The organism is Flagellatimonas centrodinii (assembly GCF_016918765.2).
GTDB lineage: Bacteria > Pseudomonadota > Gammaproteobacteria > Nevskiales > Nevskiaceae > Polycyclovorans > Polycyclovorans centrodinii.
This window is the reverse complement of record NZ_CP092104.1, coordinates 730,208-751,716: the sequence shown is the minus strand read 5'-3', so window position 1 is coordinate 751,716 and position 21,509 is coordinate 730,208. Positions and strand designations below refer to the sequence as shown.

Genomic DNA, 21,509 nt, shown 5'->3' with positions numbered 1-21,509 from the left:
GCGCGGTCTGATCGCGGTCGGGGTCTCGTCCTCCAGGCATGGCCGCTACACTGTGGTCATGGCCTATTCCTTTCATCTCGCCTCGCAATCGCCGCGGCGCCGTGAACTGCTGACCCAGGCAGGGTTCTGTTTCGCCCTGCTCGAGGTGGCGGTTGAGGAATGTCCGCGGCCGCAGGAATCCGGCCTCGACTACGTTCGTCGGGTGGTCGAGAACAAGCTGACCGCGGCGCTGCGGCAGGCAGCGACATCGCTGCCGGTGCTGGTGGCGGATACCGAGGTGTTGCTGGCGGGCCGGGCCCTCGGCAAGCCGGCTGATGCGGCCGCGGCGGCCGAAACCCTGGCGGCCCTGTCAGGGCGCACCCATCAGGTGATCTCGCGCGTGGCGGTTGCAAGCGCCGATCGCCGGGAAGCGGTGGAAACCCTCACCGAAATCGATTTCGCCCCGCTGACTGCGGCGCAGATTCGCCGCTACTGCGACAGCGGGGAACCGCTGGGCAAGGCGGGGAGTTATGCCATCCAGGGGGCTGCCGCCGGCTTTGTCCGTGCGATCCGCGGCAGCCTTACCGGCGTGATCGGCTTGCCGGTGGTGGAGACGGTTGCGCTGCTGGCGTCCTTCGACGTGTACCCGGAGTCGGCATGAGCACCGAGATCCTGGTCAATATCGGGCCGCAGGAAACCCGGGTGGCGCTGGTCGAGGGCGGCACGGCGCAGGAGGTGCATGTGCAGCGCGCCTCGCGCCACGGCCTGACCGGCAATATCTACAAGGGGCGGGTACAACGGGTGCTGCCGGGCATGCAGGCGGCGTTCGTCGAAATCGGCCTGGAGCGCACCGCCTTCCTGCACGCCGCCGACATGCTGCCGGGCCCCGCCAGCGGCCATGGCGACAGTCCGCAGCCGACCATCACCCAACTGTTGCATGAAGGGCAGTCGGTGCTGGTGCAGATCCTCAAGGACCCGCTTGGCACCAAGGGCGCCCGGCTGACCACCCTGTTGTCGGTGCCGTCGCGGTATCTGGTGATGCTGCCGTTCGAGCCGAATGTCGGCGTGTCCGCGCGAATTGAGGACGAGGGTGAACGCGAGCGCCTGAAAACACTGCTGCAGACGCTTCAACAGCGGGTCGCACCGCGCTTTGGCGTGATTGCCCGCACCGCCGCCGAGAATGCCGATGCCGCGGCGCTGGAGAACGATCTCGCCTTTCTGGTGCGGCTGTGGGAATCCATCAGCGCCCAGGCCGGGACGGCCGCCACCGGCACCCTGGTCCACGGTGACCTGCCGCTGTCGATGCGGATCCTGCGCGACCTGCTCGGCACCGCGGTGGAACGGGTGCGGATCGACGATGCCGACGAATACCGGCGGGTACGGCAGTTCGCGCAGGTTTTCGTGCCACAGGCGGCTGACAAGATCGAGTTGTACGAAGGCGCCGCACCGATCTTCGACCTTTACGGGGTGGAGGACGATATCAACCGGGCACTGTCGCGGCGGGTCGATCTCAAGTCGGGAGGGCACCTGATCATCGATCAGACCGAGGCGATGACCACCATCGACGTCAACACCGGGGCCTACCTGGGGCATCGCAATCTTGAGGAGACCGTCCTCAAGACCAACCTCGAGGCAACCCAGGCCATCGCACGCCAGCTGCGCCTGCGGAATCTCGGCGGCATCATCATTCTCGATTTCATCGACATGCGCTCGGAAGACCATCGGGCGCAGGTGATGCGCAGCCTTGAGAAGGCGATGACCGCCGATCATGCCCGCACCCAGGTGTACCCGTTCTCGCCGCTGGGGCTGGTCGAGATGACCCGCAAGCGGTCGCGCGAGAGTCTCGGGCATATCCTCTGCGAGCCCTGCCCGCACTGCGGCGGACGTGGCCACGTCAAGACCAGCGAGACGATCTGCCACGAGATCGTGCGCGAAGTGCAGCGCTCGGCGCGGCAGTTCGAGGCCAAGGGGTTTCTGGTGCTGGCCGCGCCGTCGGTGGTGCAACGTCTGATCGATGAGCCGGCCCTGGGCCTGCCCGACCTCGAGGCGCAGTTGCGCCGTCCCATCCGCCTGCAGGGCGAGGCTGCCTTCACGCAGGAAAGCTTCGATGTCATTCCGTTGTAGCGCATGGAGCGGGTAAGACGACGCTGGTGGACCTCGCTGATCTCGCTTGTCGCGGGCTTGCTGGTGTTCACGGCTGTGGCCAGCGGCGTGTTCCAGATCGCGGTGCTGATGGTGCCGAGTTATCGCACCCAGCTTTCGGAGTGGGTCAGCACGGTCGCCGGCCGTCCGGTCGATATCGGCGGCATCAATCTGTTGTGGCGCGGGCTGACCCCGCAGATCGAGCTCAGTGACATCGTGCTTCGTGACCCGGGCACTGATGATGGTATCGACAACTCGCTCAGTGCCGACCGTCTGCGGCTCGGTTTTTCGCTGACGCATCTCTTGCGCGGCGACCTTCTGCCTGACCGGGTGCTGCTGTCGGGACTGCAGCTGACGGTCGATATCGACGCCGAGCGGCGAGTGCGGGTGGCGGGGTTCCGTAGCGGGCCGTTGCCGGTCAGCGGCGGTGCCGAGGGTTGGCGCACGGCCCTGGCCCGCTTTTCGGTGTTCATGCTCAGCGATGCCCAGATTCGCGTCCGCCACCCCCGCTGGGGCGACCAGTCGCTCGACCTGGCGGTCGGCGAGGCCAGCCTGGTGCAAACCGGAGATGGCTTCAATGTCTCTGCCAGTGGCGCCCTGCCAGCGGCACTCGGGGGGGCGTTCGAAGCCCGAGCCGAGGTCCGCGGCGAGTCCGACCGGATCAGCCGCTGGTCGGGACGCTGGCAGATCAGCGCCGAAGGTCTGGTGCCGGCGGGGTGGGCGTTGCCGGGCCTGCAGTACCCGCTGCCGATGACGGCTGATGGATTGTGGGGGACCGCCGTTGGACAGTTCGTCGACGGTCATCTGCAGTGGGTCGAGCTGCAGGCCGAGGCGGCGGCGTTGCAGGCCACGCCCGATGACCAGCGTCTCGCCGCCGACGCCGTTTCGGTGCGGATGGAATGGCAGCCCGGCCCTGCCGGTGGCATGGTCAGCCTGACCGATCTCAGCAGCGCCGGCCAGTCACGGGCGGCGCTGCGCCTGCGGTGGGGCGAGGACAGCGTCGAGCTGGATGCGCCCCATCTCGACCTCGATGCGCTGGCCCCCTGGCTGGCACTGGCGGCAGACGCCGAGGTGGCGCAGCTGGCCGGCCTGCGGGGGCAACTGGATGCCTTGCATTTGCGCGGTTCGGCGGCCGGCGGCGACCGCGACTGGCGCTACACCGTCGAGAGTGGGCTGACCGACGCAGGCTGGCAACCGCGCGACGGACCGGTGAAGCTGGCCGGCCTCAACGGCCGGCTGGTCGCCACCGAGCACGGCGGGCGCTTTTCGCCCGATCCTGACGGGTGGCAGCTGGCGCTGCCCGCGCAATGGTCACAGCCCCTGAGGTTCGATCGCTTTGCCGGCGATCTGCTCTGGGAGCGCCTGGCCGAAACCGATGCGGCAGCCGCCCGATGGCGGGTTCGGGCGCCGGCACTGGACTGGACCGCTGCCGGGGCCGCCGGCCAGGGACGCGCGGTGCTGGACCTCGGCGGCGAGGCGGGGCCCGCGCTGACCCTGGACCTGCAACTGCAGGTGGCGGATTTGGCCGCGCTCAAACCCTACCTGCCGGCGCGCTGGCCAGACCCGCTGGAGCGCTGGGTATCCCGGGCGTTGGTGAGCGGGCGTGTGTCCGACGCGGCATTGCGTATCGACGGGCCGTTGCGCGACTTCCCATTTGGTGCCCGGCCGACCGGAACCTGGCGCCTCGAGTTGCCGATCCGCGACAGCGAATTGGCGTTCTCGCCGGACTGGCCTGCGCTCAAGGACTTCGACGCCGACCTCGTGTTCGAGGGCAATGCGTTGCAGATCAGTGGGCGACGCGGACGCTTGCTGCAGGTGCCGGTGCTAGGCCTGGAAGCGCGGATCCCGGCGCTGCATCTCGGCGCACTGACCATCGAGAGTCGAACCGAGGCCGATCTCGATGCGCTGTTCGCGGTGGTGCGCGCGTCCTCGCTGCGCCGACGGTTGGCGCCGTTGCTGGAGGCCGGGACCGCACGCGGGCGCGCGGCGCTGGATCTGCAACTGGGTATCCCGCTGAACGACGTTCGCAGTCTGACGGTCGACGGGCACCTGGGTCTCGACGACATCGAATGGGCACTTGCCGCGTTGCCGGCGCCGGTCGAGGCTCTCACCGGCGATCTCCACTTCACCCGCAGCATGATCGCTGCGGAGTCGCTGCAGGCGCGGCTGCTCGACACGCCGTTGCAGGCACGGGTGGTGCCGGCCGACGATCATCCGGGCGACCTCGAGGTCTCCGCCACCGTGCCGGTCGCCAGTCGCCTGGCATCCGCTTTTCTGCCGTCCGGTTTGCGAGCGCATCTTGATGGTGAAAGCGTTTGGCAGGCGCGCATGCCGCTGGGCGTTGCGGCGGCGCCCTTGCAACTCGACAGTGAATTGCGGGGCACCGCGATCCGCCTGCCGGCCCCCTTGGGCAAGCCGCTGGATGAGCCCATGCCGCTGCATCTGCGTCTGGCGCGCGACGGCGATGACTGGTCGGTCGGCGTGCAGGCGGGCGGGGACCGGATCAGTGCCCAGTTGCGCTTGCCGCCGGCGGATGACCTGGCGTCCGCGCCCGCGGTGGAGATCCACTTCGGGCAGGCCGCGCCACGGCCCGCCGAGAACGCGCGCGGGGTGTTCATCGGCGGCCGGTTGTCCCAGCTGGATCTGGGGCAGTGGGCAGCGCTGCTGGGCCCGGCCGACGCACCGCCGGGCGGGCTGCGCGGCATCGCGCTTGACGTTGGCCGCCTCCGGTTCGGCGGTTTCAGCCTGGCCGATCAGTCCCTGCAGCTGCAGCCTGATACGGGCGGCTACCGGCTGACGCTGCAGGGGGCCGCCGAGGGGCTGCTGGCCTGGGACACCGACCGCACCGTGATGTCTGCCACCCTGTCGCGGCTGGCGCTGGGGTTCGAGGGCCTGACGATGCAGGGCGATATCGCCGCTGAAACACCGGCCGACGCTGACACCCTGCTGCGGCCCGATCGCTGGCCGGCGGTCGTGGCTCATGTCGAGGCGCTCAGTCTCAACGGGCTGTCGCTGGGGCAGGCACGGCTGCGGACCGCCCACCTTGACGACGGCATTGCGCTCGAACGCTTCAGGCTCGACGGCGGTCAACTCACCGGTGAGGTGAGCGGTGAGTGGCGACGTACCGATACGCTGGGACGGGCGACTCTCGATTTCGATTTGCAGAGCCCGGCCGTGGAGCCGACCCTGCGCGCCTTCGGTTTCGCGCCCAACCTGACGGCGGAGCAAACCCGGGTGCAGGGTCAGTTGGTGTGGCAGGAGACGCCGCTGTCGCTCGATTGGACCCGTGCGGAAGGGCCGGTGACGCTGGCGGTGCGCGACGGCACCCTGCGCGCCATCGAGCCGGGTGCCGGGCGGGTGCTGGGGCTGATGAGCTTCTACGCCCTGCCGCGGCGACTGACCCTCGATTTCAGCGACGTCGTCGACGACGGCCTGCGGTTCGACCGGATCGATGCACAGTTCCTGCTGGCCGACGGCATCGCCCGCAGCGACGACCTGGAAATTCGCGGGCCGTCGTTGCGGATGGAGATCGAGGGCAGCATCGACCTTGCAGGCCGCAGTCTCGACCAGCGGGTGCGGGTACTGCCGGGTCTTTCGGGTGGCATGACACTGGGCGCGACCCTGCTCGGCGGACCGGCCGCCGGCGCCATCATGCTGCTCGCACAGGAACTCCTGGAGAAACCGCTGGACCAAGTAACCCAGTTCGGCTACCGGGTGCAGGGTAGCTGGGACAACCCGCAGGTGACGCCCCTTGATCTGCGCGACGACTCTGCCGGAGAGGCCGGCACGCAATGAAGGTAGCCGCGATACAGCTCAACGCCGGCCTGGATGTCCAGGCCAATCTCGACGAGGCCGGTCGGTGGATTGCCGAAGCTGCCGCTGCCGGCGCCCGACTGGTGACCCTGCCGGAGAACCTGCCGCTGATGGGGCGCCGCGAGCGCGACAAGCTGGCGATCGCCGAGGCGCCGGGGGCCGGGCCGATTCAGGACTGGCTGACGACGCAGGCGGCCCTGCATGGCGTCTATCTGCTGGGCGGCACCATCCCGCTGCGCAGTGATGACCCGCAGCGGGTCTGTGCCAGCAGCCTGCTGATGGCGCCCGACGGCAGCCTGTGTGCGCGCTACGACAAGATTCACCTGTTCGACGTTGCGGTCTCCGGCGCGGGAGCCCGCGAGGACTACCGCGAGTCGCGCAGCATCGTTGCCGGACCGCTGCATCCGGTGATCGCCGATGTCGATGACTGGCGGGTCGGCCTCAGTGTCTGCTACGACCTGCGCTTTCCCGAGCTCTATCGGGCACTGGTGGCGGCCGGTGCCGATGTGCTGTGCGTGCCGTCGGCCTTTACCTACCGCACCGGAGCGGCGCATTGGTCGACCCTGCTGGCGGCGCGCGCCATCGAGAATCTGAGTTATGTGGTGGCATCCAATCAGTGTGGTGTGCATGCCAACGGCCGCGCCACCTGGGGTCACAGTGCGATCTTCAGCCCCTGGGGTGATTGCCTGTCGATGATCGACGATGTACCGGGTTTCGCGATCGCAACGCTGGAACGCGGCAAAATGAACGAGCTGCGTACCGCTTTCCCCTGTCTGGACCACCGACGACTCTGATGACTGATGCCCTAGCGCTTGCCCGCGACACCTTTCTGACCCCTGCCGGACTCGACGAGTCGCGACTGTTGTCGGTGATGGATCGGCTGATGGTCCCCGGGGTGGAGGCAGCCGACCTCTACTTCCAGCAGCGGCTGACCCGCAGTTGGGCGCTGGAGGACGGAATGGTCAAGAGCGGTAGTCACGACGTCGAACGGGGCGTTGGCGTGCGCGCCGTCAGTGGCGACCGCCAGGGGCTGGCCTACTCGGACGAGATTGCACTGGCGCCGATGCTGGAAGCGGCGCAGGCGGCCACCGCCATCGCCGGCGACGGTTCGTCCCGCAGCGCACCGGTGGCGGTGACCACGGGGGGCGCCCGCCCGCTGTACCCGGCGACCGATCCGCTGCTGGGGATCGAGCCGGGCGTGCAGATCGATGTGCTGGCGCGCGCCGATCGGGCTGCCCGCGCCGCGGACCCGCGCGTTTTTCAGGTGATGGCGCGGCTGGCCGCCCAGCATGAAACGGTGTTGGTGTTCGATGCCGAAGGCCGCCTGTCCGCCGATGTGCGTCCGTTGATGCGGCTTGATGTCAGCGTCATGGTGGAGCAAGACGGTCGTCGCGAGCAGGCACACGCGGGCGGCGGCGGACGTGAACACTTCTCGGTGGTGCTGGCGGGCGATTTGCCCGAGCAGTTGGCCCGCGAGGCGGTACGGCAGGCCGTCGTCCTGCTGGGCGCCATCCCGGCGCCGGCCGGCAGCATGCCGGTGGTGCTGGGCCCCGGCTGGCCGGGGGTGCTGCTGCACGAGGCCGTCGGTCACGGACTGGAAGGCGATTTCAACCGCAAAGGCAGCTCGGCTTTCTCCGGCCGGGTCGGTCAGCGGGTGGCGCCGGCGGACTGCACCATCGTCGACGACGGCACCCTGCCGGGACGTCGCGGTTCGCTGAGCATCGACGACGAAGGCACCCCGACCCACTGCACCGCGCTGATCGAGAACGGCATCCTCACCGGGTACATGCAGGACCGGCTCAACGCGCGGCTGATGAAGGTGGCGCCAACCGGAAACGGTCGCCGCGAGTCCTACGCGCACCTGCCGATGCCGCGCATGACCAACACCTACATGCAGGCCGGTACGCGCGACCCCGAGGAGATCCTGCGGTCGGTGGATCGTGGCTTGTATGCGGTCAACTTCGGCGGCGGCCAGGTCGACATCACCTCCGGCAACTTCGTGTTCTCCGCCTCCGAGGCCTATCTGATCGAGAAGGGGCGCATCACCCGCCCGGTGAAGGGCGCCACCCTGATCGGCAATGGCCCGGAAACGCTGCCGCGGATGGTGATGATCGGCAACGACCTGCAGCTCGACGGCGGCGTCGGCATCTGCGGCAAGGACGGGCAGTCGGTGCCGGTCGGCGTGGGTCAGCCCACCCTCAAGGTGGATGGGCTGACCGTGGGGGGTACCGAGGCCTGAGCCTCAGTCGCAACGGGCGACGATGGCGCGCGCCACCGCAACCGCGGCATCCCGGCGGTCGCTTTCCGCGTTGGCCACCTGCGCATCGATGCTGAAGGTGGTGTTGCCGACCAGGACTTCCAGCAGTTTGAAGCGGCCGAGGCCGCCCCAGGCGGCCGCGTCGCCCAGTCCCTCGATGCTTTCCCACTGAATCTTGCTGGCCATCGAACCGGCGGCACTGCGTACGGCTTCGGCGGCGCCCTCACTGAGTTGCTTGTCCTTCAACTCCTCATCGGCCCGTTCGCGGGCCATCGCGTTCATCCGTGCCTGCTGCTCGGCGTCCGGCGTGCGATGGCTGAACCGGAAGCTCTGGACCGGGTCATCGGCCTCCAGCGGGCGGATGTTGGACAGGGTCACCTGGTCCTCGGCATCGACCTCCATGCTCATGGCCCCAATCTGGATCGACTGCTGGCGCCCCCCGCTCCAGCTGTAGCGACATTCCAGTTGGCGCCCCAGCGTGGCCTGTTCCTGATTCACGGTGTCCGGCAGCCCGGACAGCGCCGCCCGCAGGGTGGCCTCGTCCAACAGTTGGCAGGGCGCATCAGCGGCATCGGCGAGACAGTTGGCGGCGGCGCTGGCGGTACCGGCGCTACCGCCGCCGCAGGCGGCGAGCGCAGGCATGAGCACGGCCACGGCATTCAGGCGCAGGTGTTGATGAAGTCTGAGGGTCGACATGATCGGGGCTCCGGGTGCGGCCTTCAGCGGCCGGTGACGAGAATCTCGGCGCGGGCGCCGGGGGCATTGGTCTGGCTGATGAGGCTGATGGCGACGACGGCGTCGGTCTGCTCCACGCGGGCAAGGGCGTCCGGACTGTCCGCCTGCTCGATGATGGCGAAACCGCCCACCCCGTTGACCTGCTGGATCTCCGCGCTCATGCGGGCGCCGCCCGCCTGTGCCACGATCACCACGCTGTCCATGACGCCGTCCTGCGTGACCTGGATGTCCCCCTCGGCCGTGGCCGACTGGCTCAGTGTGGCCTGCGCGGCGACCCCGGCGGACTGCAGCAGCGTGATCGTGCTGGCCTGGGTGTCATTGATCTGCGAGACCTCGGCGACATGGTCGCTGCCGCCCCGCTGTTCGAGATCGATGCGCACCACGCCCGAGTCTTCCTGCCGGGCGTTGGCGCGACTGGAACTGCTGTCGACCTGGGTCAAGACGGCGATCGCGTCGGCATTCTCGGTTTGGCTGACCCGCGCGAACTGTCCGATACCCAGCTGCTGGACATTGGCAAAGGCATTGCCCCCCAATGGCAGATCCAAGGCCAAGTTCTTTTCCTGGATGATGAAGGCATTGTTGGCGTCTCCGCGCTGTTCCAGCGTGGCATCGGCGGTCAGGGCGTTCTGCGCGATGACGCCCAGACGGTTGCGCCCCTCTTGGGTCAAGGTTGCGTTGCTGGTCGCTCCGGCGACGGTGGCGGTCTGGGTAACGACTGCCAGCTGGCTGCGCAGACCGCTGTCGTTGCCGCCCAGTTCGCTGACGAAAATCTGATTGAGCGCATCGATGCTGAGGCTGCCGTCGAGCACGGCACCATCATTGATTTGCTCGATGGCGGCGCGCTGTTTGCCATCGCTCTGGATCAGGTAGGCCAGGCCGGTGCCCGTGCCGCGCTGGGAGATCGTGGCGACGTGATCGGGCGCATCCGCAGTGCCGGTACCGATCTGGTTGATGAAGGCGCGGAAGTCCGCACCCGCATCGGTTTGCTGCTCGATGAGAGCACTCACCGTGGCGGCATCGCCCTGGATGATCACAGCGGCCCCGGGGTCCATGGGCAACTCGGTGACGGACGCAGCGTGCGCGACGATGGGCAGCAGGCTGATCAGCGGGCCGAGTGGGGAACGTGGCAATTTCATCGTGAGACTCCTTGTTGCGTGTCAGGGCTGCCGGATCTGCAAGGCGGCGCCGCCGTACTGGATGACCTCGGGGAGTTGCCGCCCCTGGCCGTGCTGTTCGAGGTGAAGGCGGTTGCCATCGCCCCATTGGGTGATTCGGGCCTGATGGCCGTCACCGTCCTGCAGGACGGTGATCTGGTTGTCTTCGCCGTGCTGTTGCAGGGCCGCCTGGTGTGCGCGGCCATGTTGCTGCAGACGCAGCTGGTTCTCGATGGCGCCGGCCTGATGCTGTCGGAGGTCGCCGGTGTGCTGGAAGCCGGTCTGCTCCACGTAAAGCGTCTGGGCCGCGGCGCCGGTCTGCTGAAGCTGCAGGTGGTGGTATTCGCCGGCTTGCTGGACAGAGGCCCATTGGGCGGTGCCGTCCTGGGTCAGCTGGGTCTGGTGACCCTCGCCGCTCAGGCGGAGGTCGGCCTGGTGTTGTGACCCGACCTGCCGCAGGCGGACTTCGAGCGGGGCGTCGCCCTCCTGCTGCAACTGCAGGTGGGCGCGCGCACCGGCGCCCTCGCGTTGGTCAATGGCGACACGGGCGCTGCCGTGCAGTTGGACGGTTGCCGTCGCGGCGGGCGCGTCCGCCTGCTGGATCTGCACCTCGACCTGGGCGAGGGCCAGCGTCGGCAGCCACAGGGCCAGGGCGAGGCGGCGGTTCATCCGTCGATGCTGCGGGTCACCACCCGGGCCTCGAATTGCTCGCGTGCAAGGGTCCCGCTGGGGGCGTCAGCAAACCCCCATAGATTTTTGTCAGCACCCTCGATGATCAATTGGTAAACGGCCATCTCGATGGCCTGACGCAGCGCCAGCAGGCCGGGCTCATTGGTGGCGATACCGGCCTCCAGCTCCAACAGGGTGCGGTCATCGAGGAAGCGAAATGCGCCGGCCTCGTTGACGACGGCGTATACGCCCTTCTGCACCATCACCGAATGCAGCACCTCGCCACTGACCGACGACACTGCCGACAGGCTCACCGTGATGAGGTCATGGCGGATCTGGGTGCTGCCGCCGACGCCCCAGATGCGCAGGCCGGCACCGGCGCTGCGCACGTTGCTGTCATAGGCGACGACACCACCGCTGAACAGCACGCCGGCGTAGCGGATCGGCCCGGGCGCCGAGAGGGGTTCACCGTCGGGGCCGGTGTAACTGGCGCGGACTTCGCGGATGACGCTGCGTTCCCGCAAGACGTCGTCGATCTGGCTTCGGTCCATGACCCGGAACCACGAACCGTTGCCGGTTTCCAGCAGGGTTCTCAGCAGGACATTGAGCCCGCCCTGCGACACCGCACGTGAGTAGGTGGTCAGGCTGTCGGACGGTTTGTATTGCCCGGTCAGGTCGGGAAAGCGAAACACCGCGACATCCACCGGCTGGGCGGGCGGGGGCAGGGTGCGCAGCCAGTCCGTCACCGGCGTAGCGACCGCCGGCTGTGCAGTGCGCGCCAGCGTGTGCGGCGTTTGCCCCCCCACCGCGCAGCCTGCGAGCGACAACGCGGCCACGACCGCCAGCGGCGAAAGTCGCCGCATCATGGCGCCACCCCCACCTGCAGCAGCGGCACCTGGATTTCAGTGCGTTCGCCGGTGGCGTTGTTGGCGATCACCAGGGAGACGAATTCCAGGCCACGGCTGAACTCGATGACCTGGTCCCCGAACACGATGGTGCCCGACTCCGCGGCGTCATCACCGAAGATCGCATTGTTGACCTCGGTGGCCAGCGAGGACAGCAGCCGGCTCTGCAACTGGCGAACAAACTGGTCGGCCGGTGAGCTGCCCGCCAGCCCGAGCCCGTTGCCGCGATCGCTGCGGGGGCGCTGGGCTTCCGCGGTGGCACGCAGGTGATCGCTGTTGAAGGGATTGCCCCCGAAACTGGGGTTGGTGGGCCGATAGATCAGCTCACTGGCCTGTGCCAGGGGCATCAGGGCGGCGATCAGAGTGATCGAGGTCAGGCCTCGCAGCGTCGGTATCCGGGGTTTCATTAATCAGACGGGCCGGGTAGGGTTCAGGGCATCGGTAAGTGGCGACACTGTGCGTGCGATAGCCCTGACCGGGCATGCACCACCTGGGGTAAGGGCTGTACGAAATGAGCACTGGTTCGCACCTGGCGCCCCCTTTGGGGGATGCAGACGCGTTGATCACCGCCATCTATGGCGCCCTGGATGCCGCGGATCGCTACCAGCGTTTGCTGGACGTGCTGGACCGGGTGTCGGCCGAACAGTGGCACGCCCTGGGCGATCTGCTGGCAGGCCATCTGGAGCGCGCTTCGGCGCTGGCGCTGCGCATCAGCCCACACGCCCCCGATTCGGACCCGGATACTGCACTGTTGAATCGGCAGCCCTGCGGCGCCCTGCTCCTCGACCCCCGGGGGCGGGTGCTGTCGATGAATGCTGCGGCCTGTGCCTTGCTGCCGATGGCGACCGGTGACCTGGACGGGTTGTTGCCGCCGGGGCCGGCAGCGTCCCGCGTCCGCGACTGGCTGCGGCAGGCGGATGCGGGCGCCCCCTTGTGTGTCCTGGGGCCACTGCCCTTGGCGCCGACCGCGCCGCTGGGGGTGCTGCAGCGTCTTCCCGAAACCCCCGATCGCTTGTTGCTGCGTCTGGTGGATCTGCGATGGGGGGAGGGTCTGCGCGTCGGGCTTGCCAGCGCCTTTCAGCTGACGCAGGCGGAGCTGGGGCTGGTGGAAGGTCTGGTCCAGGGGCTGACCACCTCGGAGTACGCAGAGCAGCGCGGTCGCTCGGTGCATACCGTGCGCACGCAGCTCAAGAGCGTGCTGGCCAAGACCGGGGCCGGCTCTCAGAACACCCTGATCAAACTGGTGGTGAGCCTGGCGTTGCTGGGGGAGCTGACGCCATTGCCGACGGCGGAGGCAGGCGACACGGCGGACGAGGTGGCATGGCGTGAAGGCGTCGTCGCGGGTCTGCACTACCGGATGATCGGTCCGGCGCGGGGGCCGGTGCTGCTGTTTCTGCATACGGCGCTACTGGGGCCGGTGGTGCCGGCTTCGCTGGTGGCCCGGGCGCGGCGTGAGGGCTGGCGGTTGCTGCTGCCGTCGCGACCCGGCTACGGCGGCAGCCCAGCGGCGGACGGCCCCCTGGTGCCCGAGGCCACCTCGCGGTTGCAGGCGCTCCTCGAAAGCGTGGACGCCGGTGAGGTGCGCGTGGTGGGGAATGTGGTCGGGGCGATCTACGCCCATGCGCTCGCGCAGCGCTGTCCGCAGCGGCTCACGGAAGTGGTGGTGGTGGCCGGCTGTGTGCCCCTCGCTGCACCCGCATTGCACGAGCAACTCCCGCCGATGCGCCGACTGTGGGCGCGTCTGGCGGGGCGCTCGCCGCAGCTGCTGAAACCGCTGGCCCGCCTGGGCGCCGCGGCGGCGCTGCGCGAGGGGTCCATGGCCGGGCTGGCCCTGGCCTACCGGCAGCCGGGCGCAGATCTCGAGGCACTGTCAGATCCTGCAGTGATGTCGGTGCTCGAGCAGGGGGTGCGGCTGGCCGCGGAAGCAGGGCCGGACCAGTTCGTCCGGGAAGTCGTTCTGCAGTGCAGCGACTGGTCGTCAGCCCTGGACCATCAGACTCCGGTGCATGTCATTCATGGCACGGCCGACCCCATCATCCGCCGGGAATGGGTCGAGGCCTGTTACCGCGGGCGGCCGGGCACCCGCGTGACCTGGATCGACCAGGCGCAGCAACTGCTGGCTTACACCCATGCCGAGGCCTGGGTGCAGGCGTTGTAGCGCATCAGGGCTGCAGCGTGGCCCGCCAGGCGAGGTAGTCATCGGCCACCTGTGACGGCGCCTCCAGCATGGGCAGGTGGCCGATGCCGGGGAGGATCCTTACCTCGCTATTCGGCAGCAATCGGGCATAGACGGCCGCGCCGGAGACATCCAGCACGCGGTCGGCGTCGCCCCAGACGATGAGGGCAGGGACCGGGTTGCCGGCCAACTGCGGCTCCACCCAGAAGGCTTCGGTGTTCAGGGTTTCGAAGATGCGGGCGTGAAGGGTGTGGTTGGCCGCGGCACGTTCCCCCAGCACGGTTTTGATGGGCCCGGGGATGAACGGTGGTTGCGCAAACACCATGTCCATGATGGTCGCGAAGTCTTCCGGCGTTTCCGCCACCAGTTTCAGTTCGCCGGTCTCACGGTAGACCCGGCGCAGCTCACTCTCCTCTGCGGTGGCAGTCCCGGCGGCGGCCAGCAGCCACAGACTGTCGGCCCGCTCCGGGTAGAGCACGGAGAAGGCAGCGATGATCCATCCGCCCATGCTGGAACCGCCGAGATGGGCCGAACGCAGCTTGAGGGCATCCATGATCTGCCCCAGCCGTTCGGTCTGTTCGCGGATCCCGTAACGGGCCTCCAGCGGTTTGCTCGATTCTCCGAATCCGGGCAGGTCGATGGCATAGACCGTGTAGTGCGGGGTCAGGCCCTTGGCGACCCGGGTGAAGTTGTCCTTGTCGGCGCCAAAGCCATGGACCAGCACCAGGGGCGGACCGTCGCCGCCTTTGAGATAGGCGACGTCGAAGCCGGGGATCGTCAGTTGGTGTGCGGTCAGCCCGGCGGCCCCGCGTTCCAGGGCGCCGAGACGCGTGTAAGCGCCCTGGGGGTCGAGCTGCATCCACGCGAACAGGCTGCCGACGGCTGCCACCCCGACGAGGATCAGCGCGATCAGGACTTTTTTCATCGTTTGTCTCCTTCGGGAACCTGCCGCATCAGGCCTTCCTGGGCGACGCTGGCCAGCAGGGTGCCGTCCCGGCTGAAAATCTGCCCACGGGTCATGCCACGGGCGGCCTGGCTGCTGGGGGACTCCATGGCGTAGAGCAGCCAGTCGTCGACCCGACCTTCTCGGTGAAACCAGACCGCATGATCGAGACTGGCGACAATCATGTCGGGTGAGAACCAGCTGCGGTCATGGGGTCGCAGGGCGGTGCCGATAAGGTTGAAGTCGCTGGCGTAGGCCAGCAGGCAGCGGTGCAGGTTGGCGTCATCGGGCACCGGGTCGGTGACCTTGAACCAGATCGCCTGGCGCGGCTCGGTACGGACCGGCTTCAGCGGATTCCACGGATAAACGGGACGAAATTCGACCGCAACCGGGCGATCCAGCGATTCGACGATGCGCGGATGCACCTCGGGCACCGAGTCAAACCAGTCGCGCTTCAGCTCGCTGATGGATTTGAGGGATTCCGGAGGGGGAACGTCGGGCATCGGCACTGCGTGTTCGAGCCCGGGCTCCGGGACATGAAACGAGGCGATCATCGACAGAATCGGGCGGCCGTGCTGGATCGCCTGAATCCGCCGGGCGGAGAAACTCTTGCCATCGCGAATGCGGTCGACTTCGTAGACGATGGGCGCTTCCATGTCGCCCGGCAGCAGGAAGTAGGCATGCAGCGAGTGCGGGATGCGCCCTTCCACTGTCCGCGTGGCAGCCACCAGTGCCTGGCCCACCACCTGGCCGCCGAACACGCTGCGGCCGCCGAGATCCCGGGATACCCCGCGGAACAGATTGACTTCGAGTGTTTCCAGATCGAGCTGATCAAGCAGATCTTTGAGGCAGGGGTTCATGCGGATTCCGGTCGGGCGGCGCGCGGTTTCTGGAGGGTCGGTCAACACTACTGCGACGATCGAATTCGTGTTATCAGGCCCGACGCGTGCTGAAGGAGGTACCAGTGGAGAGCGTGATTATCGGTGCAAGCGGGACCGACGGCCAGCCTAGGGCGGGGCATGCCTGCCGTCCGGGCTGCGGCGCCTGCTGCATCGCGCCGTCGATCTCGTCGCCAATGCCGGGCCTGCCGGGCGGCAAACCGGCAGGCATGCGCTGCCCACACCTGTCGGTCGACCTCGACTGTGCCCTGTTCGGTGATCCGCGTCGTCCGGCGGTCTGTCGGCAACTACGGCCGGAGCCGACAATGTGTGGGCACAACCGCGACCATGCGCTGTCGTACCTCAGCGATCTCGAACATCAGACCTCCGGAGTTGTCCCATGATTCAGACCCTCAACCCCGCTACCGGCGAGGCCCTGTCCACCTACCCCTGCCTCGATGCCGCAGCGCTTGACGCGGCCCTGACACAGGCAACCCGGGCGCAGGCCGGCTGGGCTCGGCAGTCGTTCGCTGATCGCGCTGCCGCCGTGAACCGCCTGGCCGAGCTGCTGGAGGCGGAGGCGCCGGCGCTGGCGCGGCAGATGGCGCTGGAGATGGGCAAGCCGCTGGCGCAGGGCGAGGCGGAGGCGCGCAAGTCTGCGCTGGTGTGCCGCTTCTACGCCGAGCGCGCCGAGGCCTGGTTGGCGGACGAGGCCGTCACCGTCGACAGCGGCAGCGCTACTGTGGCGCACGCCCCGTTGGGGGTGATCCTCGGCATCATGCCGTGGAACTACCCGCTGTGGCAGGTGTTGCGGTTTGCCGCGCCGACCTTGATGGCCGGGAATACCGTGGTCCTCAAGCACGCGCCCAACGTCACCGGCACGGCGCTGGCGCTGGCGGCCCTGTTCGACCGGGCGGGGCTTGGCGAGGGGCGCTACACGCCGCTGGTGATCGACCTTGACGCGACAGCTCGGGTGATTGCCGACCCCCGGGTCCAGGCGGTGTCGCTCACCGGCAGCGTTCGCGCCGGGCGGGCGGTGGCGGCAGCAGCCGGGCAGGCGCTGAAGAAGTGCGTGCTGGAACTTGGTGGCAGCGACGCCTATGTGGTGCTGGACGATGCGGACATCGAACGTGCGGCGGCGGCGTGTGTGAGCGCCCGTTTCGTCAACGGGGGCCAGAGCTGTATTGCCGCCAAGCGCTGGATCGTCACGGCAGCGGCGCGACCCGCGTTCGAGGCGGCGGTGGTGGCGCGGCTGGCGGCCGAGACCGTGGGTGACCCCCTCAACCCGGCCACCACGATCGGCCCGATGGCACGCCACGACCTGCGCGACGAACTCCACCGACAGGTCGAGGCCAGCCGCGCGGCAGGTGCGCGGGTGGTGATGGGTGGTGTCTGTCCGGACGGCCCGGGCAGCTTCTACCCGGTCACCCTGCTCACCGATGTCGGCCCCGGTGCGCCGGCGTGGGACGACGAGCTGTTCGGCCCGGTGGCCAGTCTGATCGAGGTGGCGGATGCCGATGCCGCACTGAAGGTGGCCAATGGCACACCGTATGGCCTTGGCGGCGCGGTGTTCTCGGCTGATGCCCTGCTGGCCGAGCGCTTTGCCCGGCAGCTGCGCAGTGGCGCGGTGGGCATCAACCGTGGCGTGGTGTCCGACCCGCGGCTACCGTTCGGTGGCATCGGCCACAGCGGCTACGGACGCGAGCTGTCGCGTCACGGGCTGCTGGAGTTCGTCAACGTCCGCGCCCTGATGCGTGCCTGAACGGGCCAGGCTCCTAGAGCCGCCCCTTGAAACTGTCGAGCTGCTGAGACGACAGCCGCTGGTCGCCGCGCCAGTGGCGCACCTGCCACTGCACCCGCAGCCCCACGTCGGGACGGGTGTCGCTGGTGAGCGTCACCTCGAGATGATCGCCCGGTGACAGGGGCAGTGCCTGCAGCAGCGGCAGGTAGATCTGCTCCCAATGGGTGGGCGGGGCGTCGGGTGCGGTGCTGATCGCGGTCCCCGGCACCAGCGTGCAGACCCACCACAGGGCCAGGCCATGGACGGTGCCGACCAGGCCGTCGATCTGCACCGTGGCGGTGCGACGGCTGGCGGGCGCGGCGGCGGTCGGCCTGAAGTCGAGCGTCTCCCAGCAGCGGCCGGTGGCGCCCAACTGGTCGGGGCGAATGCTGCGGACATACAGGTTGTTGAGGCTGATCTCGCGTGCTCGCGACAGGTCGAGGTCGAAGCCGACGTCACCCCAGATATCGATCTCGCGCTGCAGGCCGGGGTCGGTCACCGGCGCCACGAACTGCTGCAGCCCCTGTGGCAGGACGGTGCCACCGGGGCGCAGATAGCGGCGGGCGTCGATCAGGGTTTCCAGCAGGCCCTCTTCGAGGGCGTAGTTGCCGAGTGTTTCCGACACCACCACGTCGGCCTTGGGCGGGTTGTCGATCTCGCCGGAATGCCCCTCGATGAAGTGCAGGCCGGTGATGCCGTTGGCTTTGGCGAGTTGCCGCGCCAGGTCCAGCGCCTCGCTGTACTCGACCAGCCAGCACTCGCGAGCGCCGAGTTGCCGTGCCAGGAACGACAGGAAGCCGGTGCCGGCACCAAGGTCGGCCACGGTGGTACGGCCGGGCGCGATCACCGACTTCAGCGCCGCATGGAACGCGCGGTTGCGGCCGGTGTCGCCAAGCAGCTTGCGATGCAGTTCGATTTCGCTCATCCGACGATTGTCGGCGATTCGCGGGAAAATGACCGCATGCAAGTCCAGGTTCCCACCCTCTATGTCGGCACCGTCCGGCCGATGCCCGATGACGGGCGGCCGACCGGCATCTTCAAGCTGCCGGTCGGGGGGCCGGTGTGGATCGGCGCGGAGGGCCTGGAGGGTGACTGTCAGGCTGACCGGCGGGTCCATGGCGGGCCGGAAAAGGCAGTGCATCAGTTTCCGGTGGAGCACTACCGGCGGCTGCGCCTCCGTTTTCCCGAGCGGGCCGCCAGCCTGGTTGCCGGCGCCATGGGTGAAAACCTCAGCACCGCGGGCATGGACGAGGCGTCGGTGTGTATTGGCGATGTCTTCGTTCTTGGCGACGCCGAACTGCAGGTGTCGCAGCCGCGCAGCCCCTGCTGGAAGATCGACGCCCGCCACGGCACCGACGGGTTGGCGGCATACATCGAGACCGAGGGCATTGCCGGGTGGTATTTCCGGGTGCGTCGACCCGGCCGGGTGCGGCCGGGGGATCTGCTGCAGCGGGTCGAACGCAATGCCGACCCGGTCAGCCTGCAGGCGTTCTGGGCCCTGCGGCGGGTCGCCCGCCCGGCACTCGATGCCCTGCTGCGGGTGGCCGACACCCCGGGGTTGGCGCCGGACTGGCGACGACGTCTGCAGCAACGGGCGACCTGGCTGCGGGACAACACATGAGCGTGCCACCCCTGCCCGACCTGCCGGTGTGCGAAGTCCTGCCGGCGCTGCAGCGGGTTTTGGCAAGCGCCGGACGCGCGGTGCTCACGGCGCCCCCGGGGTCCGGCAAGACCACCATCGTCCCCTTGGCCCTGCGGGATGCCGACTGGCTGGCGGGACGAACCATCCTGGTGCTGGAGCCGCGCCGGGTGGCCGCGCGCGCAGCGGCTGCACGGATGGCGGCGCTATGCGGTGAGCGGGTCGGGGAGACCGTCGGCTATCACATCCGGTTTGACCGCAAGGTGGGGCCCGGCACCCGTATCGAAGTGCTCACCGAAGGCCTGTTGACGCGGCGCCTGCAGGCCGACCCCGATCTGCCCGGCGTCGGTCTGGTGATCTTCGACGAGTTCCACGAGCGCAGCCTGGAAGCCGAGCTGGCACTGGCGCTGACGCTGGATGCGCGGGCCGCGCTGAACCCGGCGCTGCGGGTGCTGGTGATGTCGGCGACCCTGGATGCCGCACGGGTCGCCGCGCTGCTGGACGACGCGCCGGTGGTCTCCAGTGATGGCCGGATGTTCCCGGTCGACATCCACTACCGACCCTCCGCGGCGCCGCTGGCCGAGGCGGTGACGTCGGGCGTGCTGGAGGCCCTGCGGGATGCCGACGGCGACGTGCTGGCCTTCCTGCCCGGTGCCCGGGAAATCGCTGATGTCGGCGCGCGGCTGGCCGGGCGCGAATCGGGCCTGGCGGTGTTCCCGCTGTACGGCGCCCTGTCGGCGGAGGCACAGGACGCGGCCTTGCGGCCCCTGAATGATGGTCGGCGCAAGGTCATCCTGGCCACCAACCTGGCGCAGACCAGCCTGACGGTCGAGGGGGTCACCCAGGTGGTCGACAGTGGCCTGGTAAGGGTGGCGCGCTTCGACCTCGGCAGCGGCGCCGATCGGCTGCAGACGGAACGGATCTCGCGTGCGGCCGCAGACCAACGCGCCGGTCGGGCCGGGCGGCTCGGGCCCGGTCGGGCACTGCGACTGTGGAGCGCCGAGCGTCAGGGGCTGCTGGCGCCGCACGATACCCCCGATATCCAGTCGGTCGACCTCACACGATTCGCGCTGGAGCTGGCGGCCTGGGGCCTTGATGTCGGCGCGGCGGCGCTGCTGGACCCGCCTCCGGCTGCGGCCTGGGACTATGCCGGCGAGGTGCTGACGGCCTTGGGTGCGCGCGGGGACGATGGCCGCATCACTGCCTACGGGCGATCCCTGCTGTCGGTGCCCGCGGGGCCGCGGCAGGCACATCTGCTGCGACAGGCCGAGGCGGCCGGGCTCGCCTCGCAGGCGGTATGGCTGATTGCCGCTCTGGACGAGCGCGCCGCCGGGCTCGATCTGGCCGAGGCGGTCAGCACCTGGGTGGCGGGCCGCGGCGAGCCGGCGGCGCGACGGCGCGTGCGCGAGACGGCAGGACAGCTGGCGCGACGTATCAAGGTGCCATTGGCGGGGGCGGTCGACGCCCGCGACCTGGCGCGGCTGGTGGCCTGGGCCTATCCGGAACGGGTGGCCCTGCGACGGGCCCGGGGCGGTGGCATCTATCAATGTGCCGATGGCCGTGAGCTGCGCCTGCCGCCAGACGATCCCTTGGCGACAGCGCCGCTGATCGCAGCCGCGCATTGGGACCCCGGCCCACCGCGGCGCCTGCGGGCCGGGATTCCACTGATGGAAGCGGACTTGATTGCCGATCATGCCGATCGGATCGAAACGCGGGTGGTCGGCGCCTGGGATGAGCGGGAGGCGGCGGTGGTCGGCGAGTTGCAGACGCGCTTCGGCGCGCTGGTGCTGTCGCGCAAGCCGCGGCCCGCGGATGACGCCATCCGCGTGGCCGGGGTGCTGCATGGCATCCGCCGGCTGGGGCTGGCAGTCCTGCCCTGGGACGAGCGTGCACGGCAGTGGCAGCAGCGGGTCGAATGTCTGCGCGCCTGGCAGCCGGATGGCGGCTGGCCGGCGGTCGACGACGAGACCTTGCTGGCGATGCTGGAGCAGTGGCTTTCGCCGTACCTGGACGGCATCAGTCGCCGCGATCACTTTGCCCGCATTCCATTGGGGCAGGCGCTGGAGGGGTTGCTCGACTACCCTCGACAGCAGGCGCTGCAGCGATTGGCGCCCACCCACATCGAGGTGCCGACGGGCAACCGCCATGCCTTGCGCTACGCGGTCGGCGTTGCGCCGGTGCTGGAGGTGAAACTGCAGGAAATGTTCGGCTGCACGGCATCGCCGCGGGTCTGCGACGGGCGCATCCCGATCCAGCTGCATCTGCTGTCGCCTGCGCGGCGGCCGGTTGCGGTGACCGCCGATATCGGTGGCTTCTGGCAGGGGGGGTATGCCGAGGTTCGCAAGGATCTGCGGGGGCGTTACCCACGGCACCCATGGCCGGAGGACCCGATGACGGCGCCGCCGACGGCACGCGCAAAACCTCGCCGAAACGGTTGAC

17 protein-coding genes are annotated in these 21,509 nt (G+C 68.9%); 9 read left to right on the top strand and 8 right to left on the bottom strand.

Annotation, left to right across the window (positions count from 1 at the left end; genetic code table 11):
- Window positions 1-58: 58 nt before the first annotated feature.
- From JN531_RS03585 to tldD, 5 genes are read left to right on the top strand one after another with little or no spacing between them, the layout of a single operon-like run.
- Entirely contained in the window at window positions 59-640 is a 582-nt protein-coding gene (locus JN531_RS03585) for a Maf family protein (RefSeq protein ID WP_228347484.1), read from the top strand.
- The gene (gene rng, locus JN531_RS03580; protein ID WP_228347483.1) at window positions 637-2,103 is read left to right on the top strand and encodes a ribonuclease G; all 1,467 of its coding nucleotides are present in this window, start codon (window positions 637-639) and stop codon (window positions 2,101-2,103) included. The genes JN531_RS03585 and rng overlap by 4 nt, the downstream gene beginning before the upstream one ends.
- Before the next feature lie 3 nt (window positions 2,104-2,106).
- Window positions 2,107-5,916, top strand: coding sequence for a YhdP family protein (locus JN531_RS03575; protein WP_228347482.1), 3,810 nt, complete (start codon window positions 2,107-2,109; stop codon window positions 5,914-5,916).
- Window positions 5,913-6,728 carry a carbon-nitrogen hydrolase family protein gene (locus JN531_RS03570; RefSeq protein ID WP_228347481.1) on the top strand — a complete coding sequence of 272 codons (816 nt, stop codon included), beginning with the start codon at window positions 5,913-5,915 and terminating at the stop codon, window positions 6,726-6,728. Before JN531_RS03575 ends, JN531_RS03570 begins: the two co-directional genes overlap by 4 nt.
- Window positions 6,728-8,173 (top strand): metalloprotease TldD, encoded by a 1,446-nt coding sequence (gene tldD, locus JN531_RS03565; RefSeq protein ID WP_228347480.1) that lies wholly within the window; start codon window positions 6,728-6,730, stop codon window positions 8,171-8,173. The genes JN531_RS03570 and tldD overlap by 1 nt, the downstream gene beginning before the upstream one ends.
- A 3-nt stretch (window positions 8,174-8,176) precedes the next feature.
- Here tldD and JN531_RS03560 read toward each other — a convergent pair whose 3' ends face one another.
- The 5 genes from JN531_RS03560 to JN531_RS03540 are packed head-to-tail and all read right to left on the bottom strand — an operon-like array spanning window position 8,177 to window position 12,061.
- Window positions 8,177-8,887 (bottom strand): hypothetical protein, encoded by a 711-nt coding sequence (locus tag JN531_RS03560; RefSeq protein ID WP_228347479.1) that lies wholly within the window; start codon window positions 8,885-8,887, stop codon window positions 8,177-8,179.
- Between the two features lie 23 nt (window positions 8,888-8,910).
- Window positions 8,911-10,062, bottom strand: a complete 1,152-nt coding sequence (locus tag JN531_RS03555; protein ID WP_228347478.1) for a hypothetical protein — start codon at window positions 10,060-10,062, stop codon at window positions 8,911-8,913.
- A gap of 21 nt (window positions 10,063-10,083) precedes the next feature.
- Window positions 10,084-10,749, bottom strand: a complete 666-nt coding sequence (locus JN531_RS03550) for a hypothetical protein (RefSeq protein ID WP_228347477.1) — start codon at window positions 10,747-10,749, stop codon at window positions 10,084-10,086.
- Entirely contained in the window at window positions 10,746-11,615 is an 870-nt protein-coding gene (locus JN531_RS03545; protein WP_228347476.1) for a CsgG/HfaB family protein, read from the bottom strand. The genes JN531_RS03550 and JN531_RS03545 overlap by 4 nt, the downstream gene beginning before the upstream one ends.
- Window positions 11,612-12,061 (bottom strand): curli assembly protein CsgF, encoded by a 450-nt coding sequence (locus JN531_RS03540; protein WP_228347475.1) that lies wholly within the window; start codon window positions 12,059-12,061, stop codon window positions 11,612-11,614. Before JN531_RS03540 ends, JN531_RS03545 begins: the two co-directional genes overlap by 4 nt.
- Before the next feature lie 104 nt (window positions 12,062-12,165).
- On the opposite strand from JN531_RS03540, the gene JN531_RS03535 reads away from it, so the two are divergent.
- Complete coding sequence (locus JN531_RS03535) at window positions 12,166-13,812, top strand: bifunctional helix-turn-helix transcriptional regulator/alpha/beta hydrolase (protein WP_228347474.1); 1,647 nt, start codon at window positions 12,166-12,168, stop codon at window positions 13,810-13,812.
- Between the two features lie 4 nt (window positions 13,813-13,816).
- On the opposite strand, the gene JN531_RS03530 is transcribed toward JN531_RS03535, so the two are convergent.
- Window positions 13,817-14,755: an alpha/beta fold hydrolase gene (locus JN531_RS03530; protein ID WP_228347473.1), complete on the bottom strand. Its 939-nt coding sequence runs from the start codon at window positions 14,753-14,755 to the stop codon at window positions 13,817-13,819.
- On the bottom strand, window positions 14,752-15,633 hold the full coding sequence (gene tesB, locus JN531_RS03525) for an acyl-CoA thioesterase II (RefSeq protein ID WP_228347472.1): 882 nt from the start codon (window positions 15,631-15,633) through the stop codon (window positions 14,752-14,754). The genes JN531_RS03530 and tesB overlap by 4 nt, the downstream gene beginning before the upstream one ends.
- 418 nt (window positions 15,634-16,051) lie before the next feature.
- On the opposite strand from tesB, the gene JN531_RS03520 reads away from it, so the two are divergent.
- The gene (locus tag JN531_RS03520) at window positions 16,052-17,413 is read left to right on the top strand and encodes an NAD-dependent succinate-semialdehyde dehydrogenase (protein WP_228347471.1); all 1,362 of its coding nucleotides are present in this window, start codon (window positions 16,052-16,054) and stop codon (window positions 17,411-17,413) included.
- Window positions 17,414-17,426: 13 nt separating this feature from the next.
- On the opposite strand, the gene JN531_RS03515 is transcribed toward JN531_RS03520, so the two are convergent.
- Complete coding sequence (locus tag JN531_RS03515) at window positions 17,427-18,356, bottom strand: methyltransferase domain-containing protein (protein WP_228347470.1); 930 nt, start codon at window positions 18,354-18,356, stop codon at window positions 17,427-17,429.
- 36 nt (window positions 18,357-18,392) lie between these two features.
- Between JN531_RS03515 and JN531_RS03510 the strand changes: the two genes are divergently transcribed.
- Together JN531_RS03510 and hrpB are read left to right on the top strand one after the other, a co-directional pair.
- Complete coding sequence (locus tag JN531_RS03510; RefSeq protein WP_228347469.1) at window positions 18,393-19,052, top strand: MOSC domain-containing protein; 660 nt, start codon at window positions 18,393-18,395, stop codon at window positions 19,050-19,052.
- A complete protein-coding gene (gene hrpB / locus JN531_RS03505) occupies window positions 19,049-21,508 on the top strand; it encodes an ATP-dependent helicase HrpB (RefSeq protein WP_228347468.1) in 2,460 nt (819 codons plus the stop codon). Before JN531_RS03510 ends, hrpB begins: the two co-directional genes overlap by 4 nt.
- The last annotated feature ends 1 nt before the right edge of the window (window position 21,509 follow it).

What these genes read in the sequence shown, in the direction of transcription:
- JN531_RS03545 (WP_228347476.1), bottom strand. Translation starts at nt 11,615, where the DNA reads ATGATGCGGCGACTTTCGCCGCTGGCGGTCGTGGCCGCGTTGTCGCTC.
- JN531_RS03570 (WP_228347481.1), top strand. Translation starts at nt 5,913, where the DNA reads ATGAAGGTAGCCGCGATACAGCTCAACGCCGGCCTGGATGTCCAGGCC.
- JN531_RS03530 (WP_228347473.1), bottom strand. Translation starts at nt 14,755, where the DNA reads ATGAAAAAAGTCCTGATCGCGCTGATCCTCGTCGGGGTGGCAGCCGTC.
- hrpB (WP_228347468.1), top strand. Translation starts at nt 19,049, where the DNA reads ATGAGCGTGCCACCCCTGCCCGACCTGCCGGTGTGCGAAGTCCTGCCG.
- JN531_RS03535 (WP_228347474.1), top strand. Translation starts at nt 12,166, where the DNA reads ATGAGCACTGGTTCGCACCTGGCGCCCCCTTTGGGGGATGCAGACGCG.
- JN531_RS03520 (WP_228347471.1), top strand. Translation starts at nt 16,052, where the DNA reads ATGATTCAGACCCTCAACCCCGCTACCGGCGAGGCCCTGTCCACCTAC.
- tesB (WP_228347472.1), bottom strand. Translation starts at nt 15,633, where the DNA reads ATGAACCCCTGCCTCAAAGATCTGCTTGATCAGCTCGATCTGGAAACA.
- JN531_RS03575 (WP_228347482.1), top strand. Translation starts at nt 2,107, where the DNA reads ATGGAGCGGGTAAGACGACGCTGGTGGACCTCGCTGATCTCGCTTGTC.
- JN531_RS03585 (WP_228347484.1), top strand. Translation starts at nt 59, where the DNA reads ATGGCCTATTCCTTTCATCTCGCCTCGCAATCGCCGCGGCGCCGTGAA.
- rng (WP_228347483.1), top strand. Translation starts at nt 637, where the DNA reads ATGAGCACCGAGATCCTGGTCAATATCGGGCCGCAGGAAACCCGGGTG.
- JN531_RS03555 (WP_228347478.1), bottom strand. Translation starts at nt 10,062, where the DNA reads ATGAAATTGCCACGTTCCCCACTCGGCCCGCTGATCAGCCTGCTGCCC.
- JN531_RS03510 (WP_228347469.1), top strand. Translation starts at nt 18,393, where the DNA reads ATGCAAGTCCAGGTTCCCACCCTCTATGTCGGCACCGTCCGGCCGATG.
- JN531_RS03515 (WP_228347470.1), bottom strand. Translation starts at nt 18,356, where the DNA reads ATGAGCGAAATCGAACTGCATCGCAAGCTGCTTGGCGACACCGGCCGC.
- JN531_RS03560 (WP_228347479.1), bottom strand. Translation starts at nt 8,887, where the DNA reads ATGTCGACCCTCAGACTTCATCAACACCTGCGCCTGAATGCCGTGGCC.
- tldD (WP_228347480.1), top strand. Translation starts at nt 6,728, where the DNA reads ATGACTGATGCCCTAGCGCTTGCCCGCGACACCTTTCTGACCCCTGCC.
- JN531_RS03540 (WP_228347475.1), bottom strand. Translation starts at nt 12,061, where the DNA reads ATGAAACCCCGGATACCGACGCTGCGAGGCCTGACCTCGATCACTCTG.
- JN531_RS03550 (WP_228347477.1), bottom strand. Translation starts at nt 10,749, where the DNA reads ATGAACCGCCGCCTCGCCCTGGCCCTGTGGCTGCCGACGCTGGCCCTC.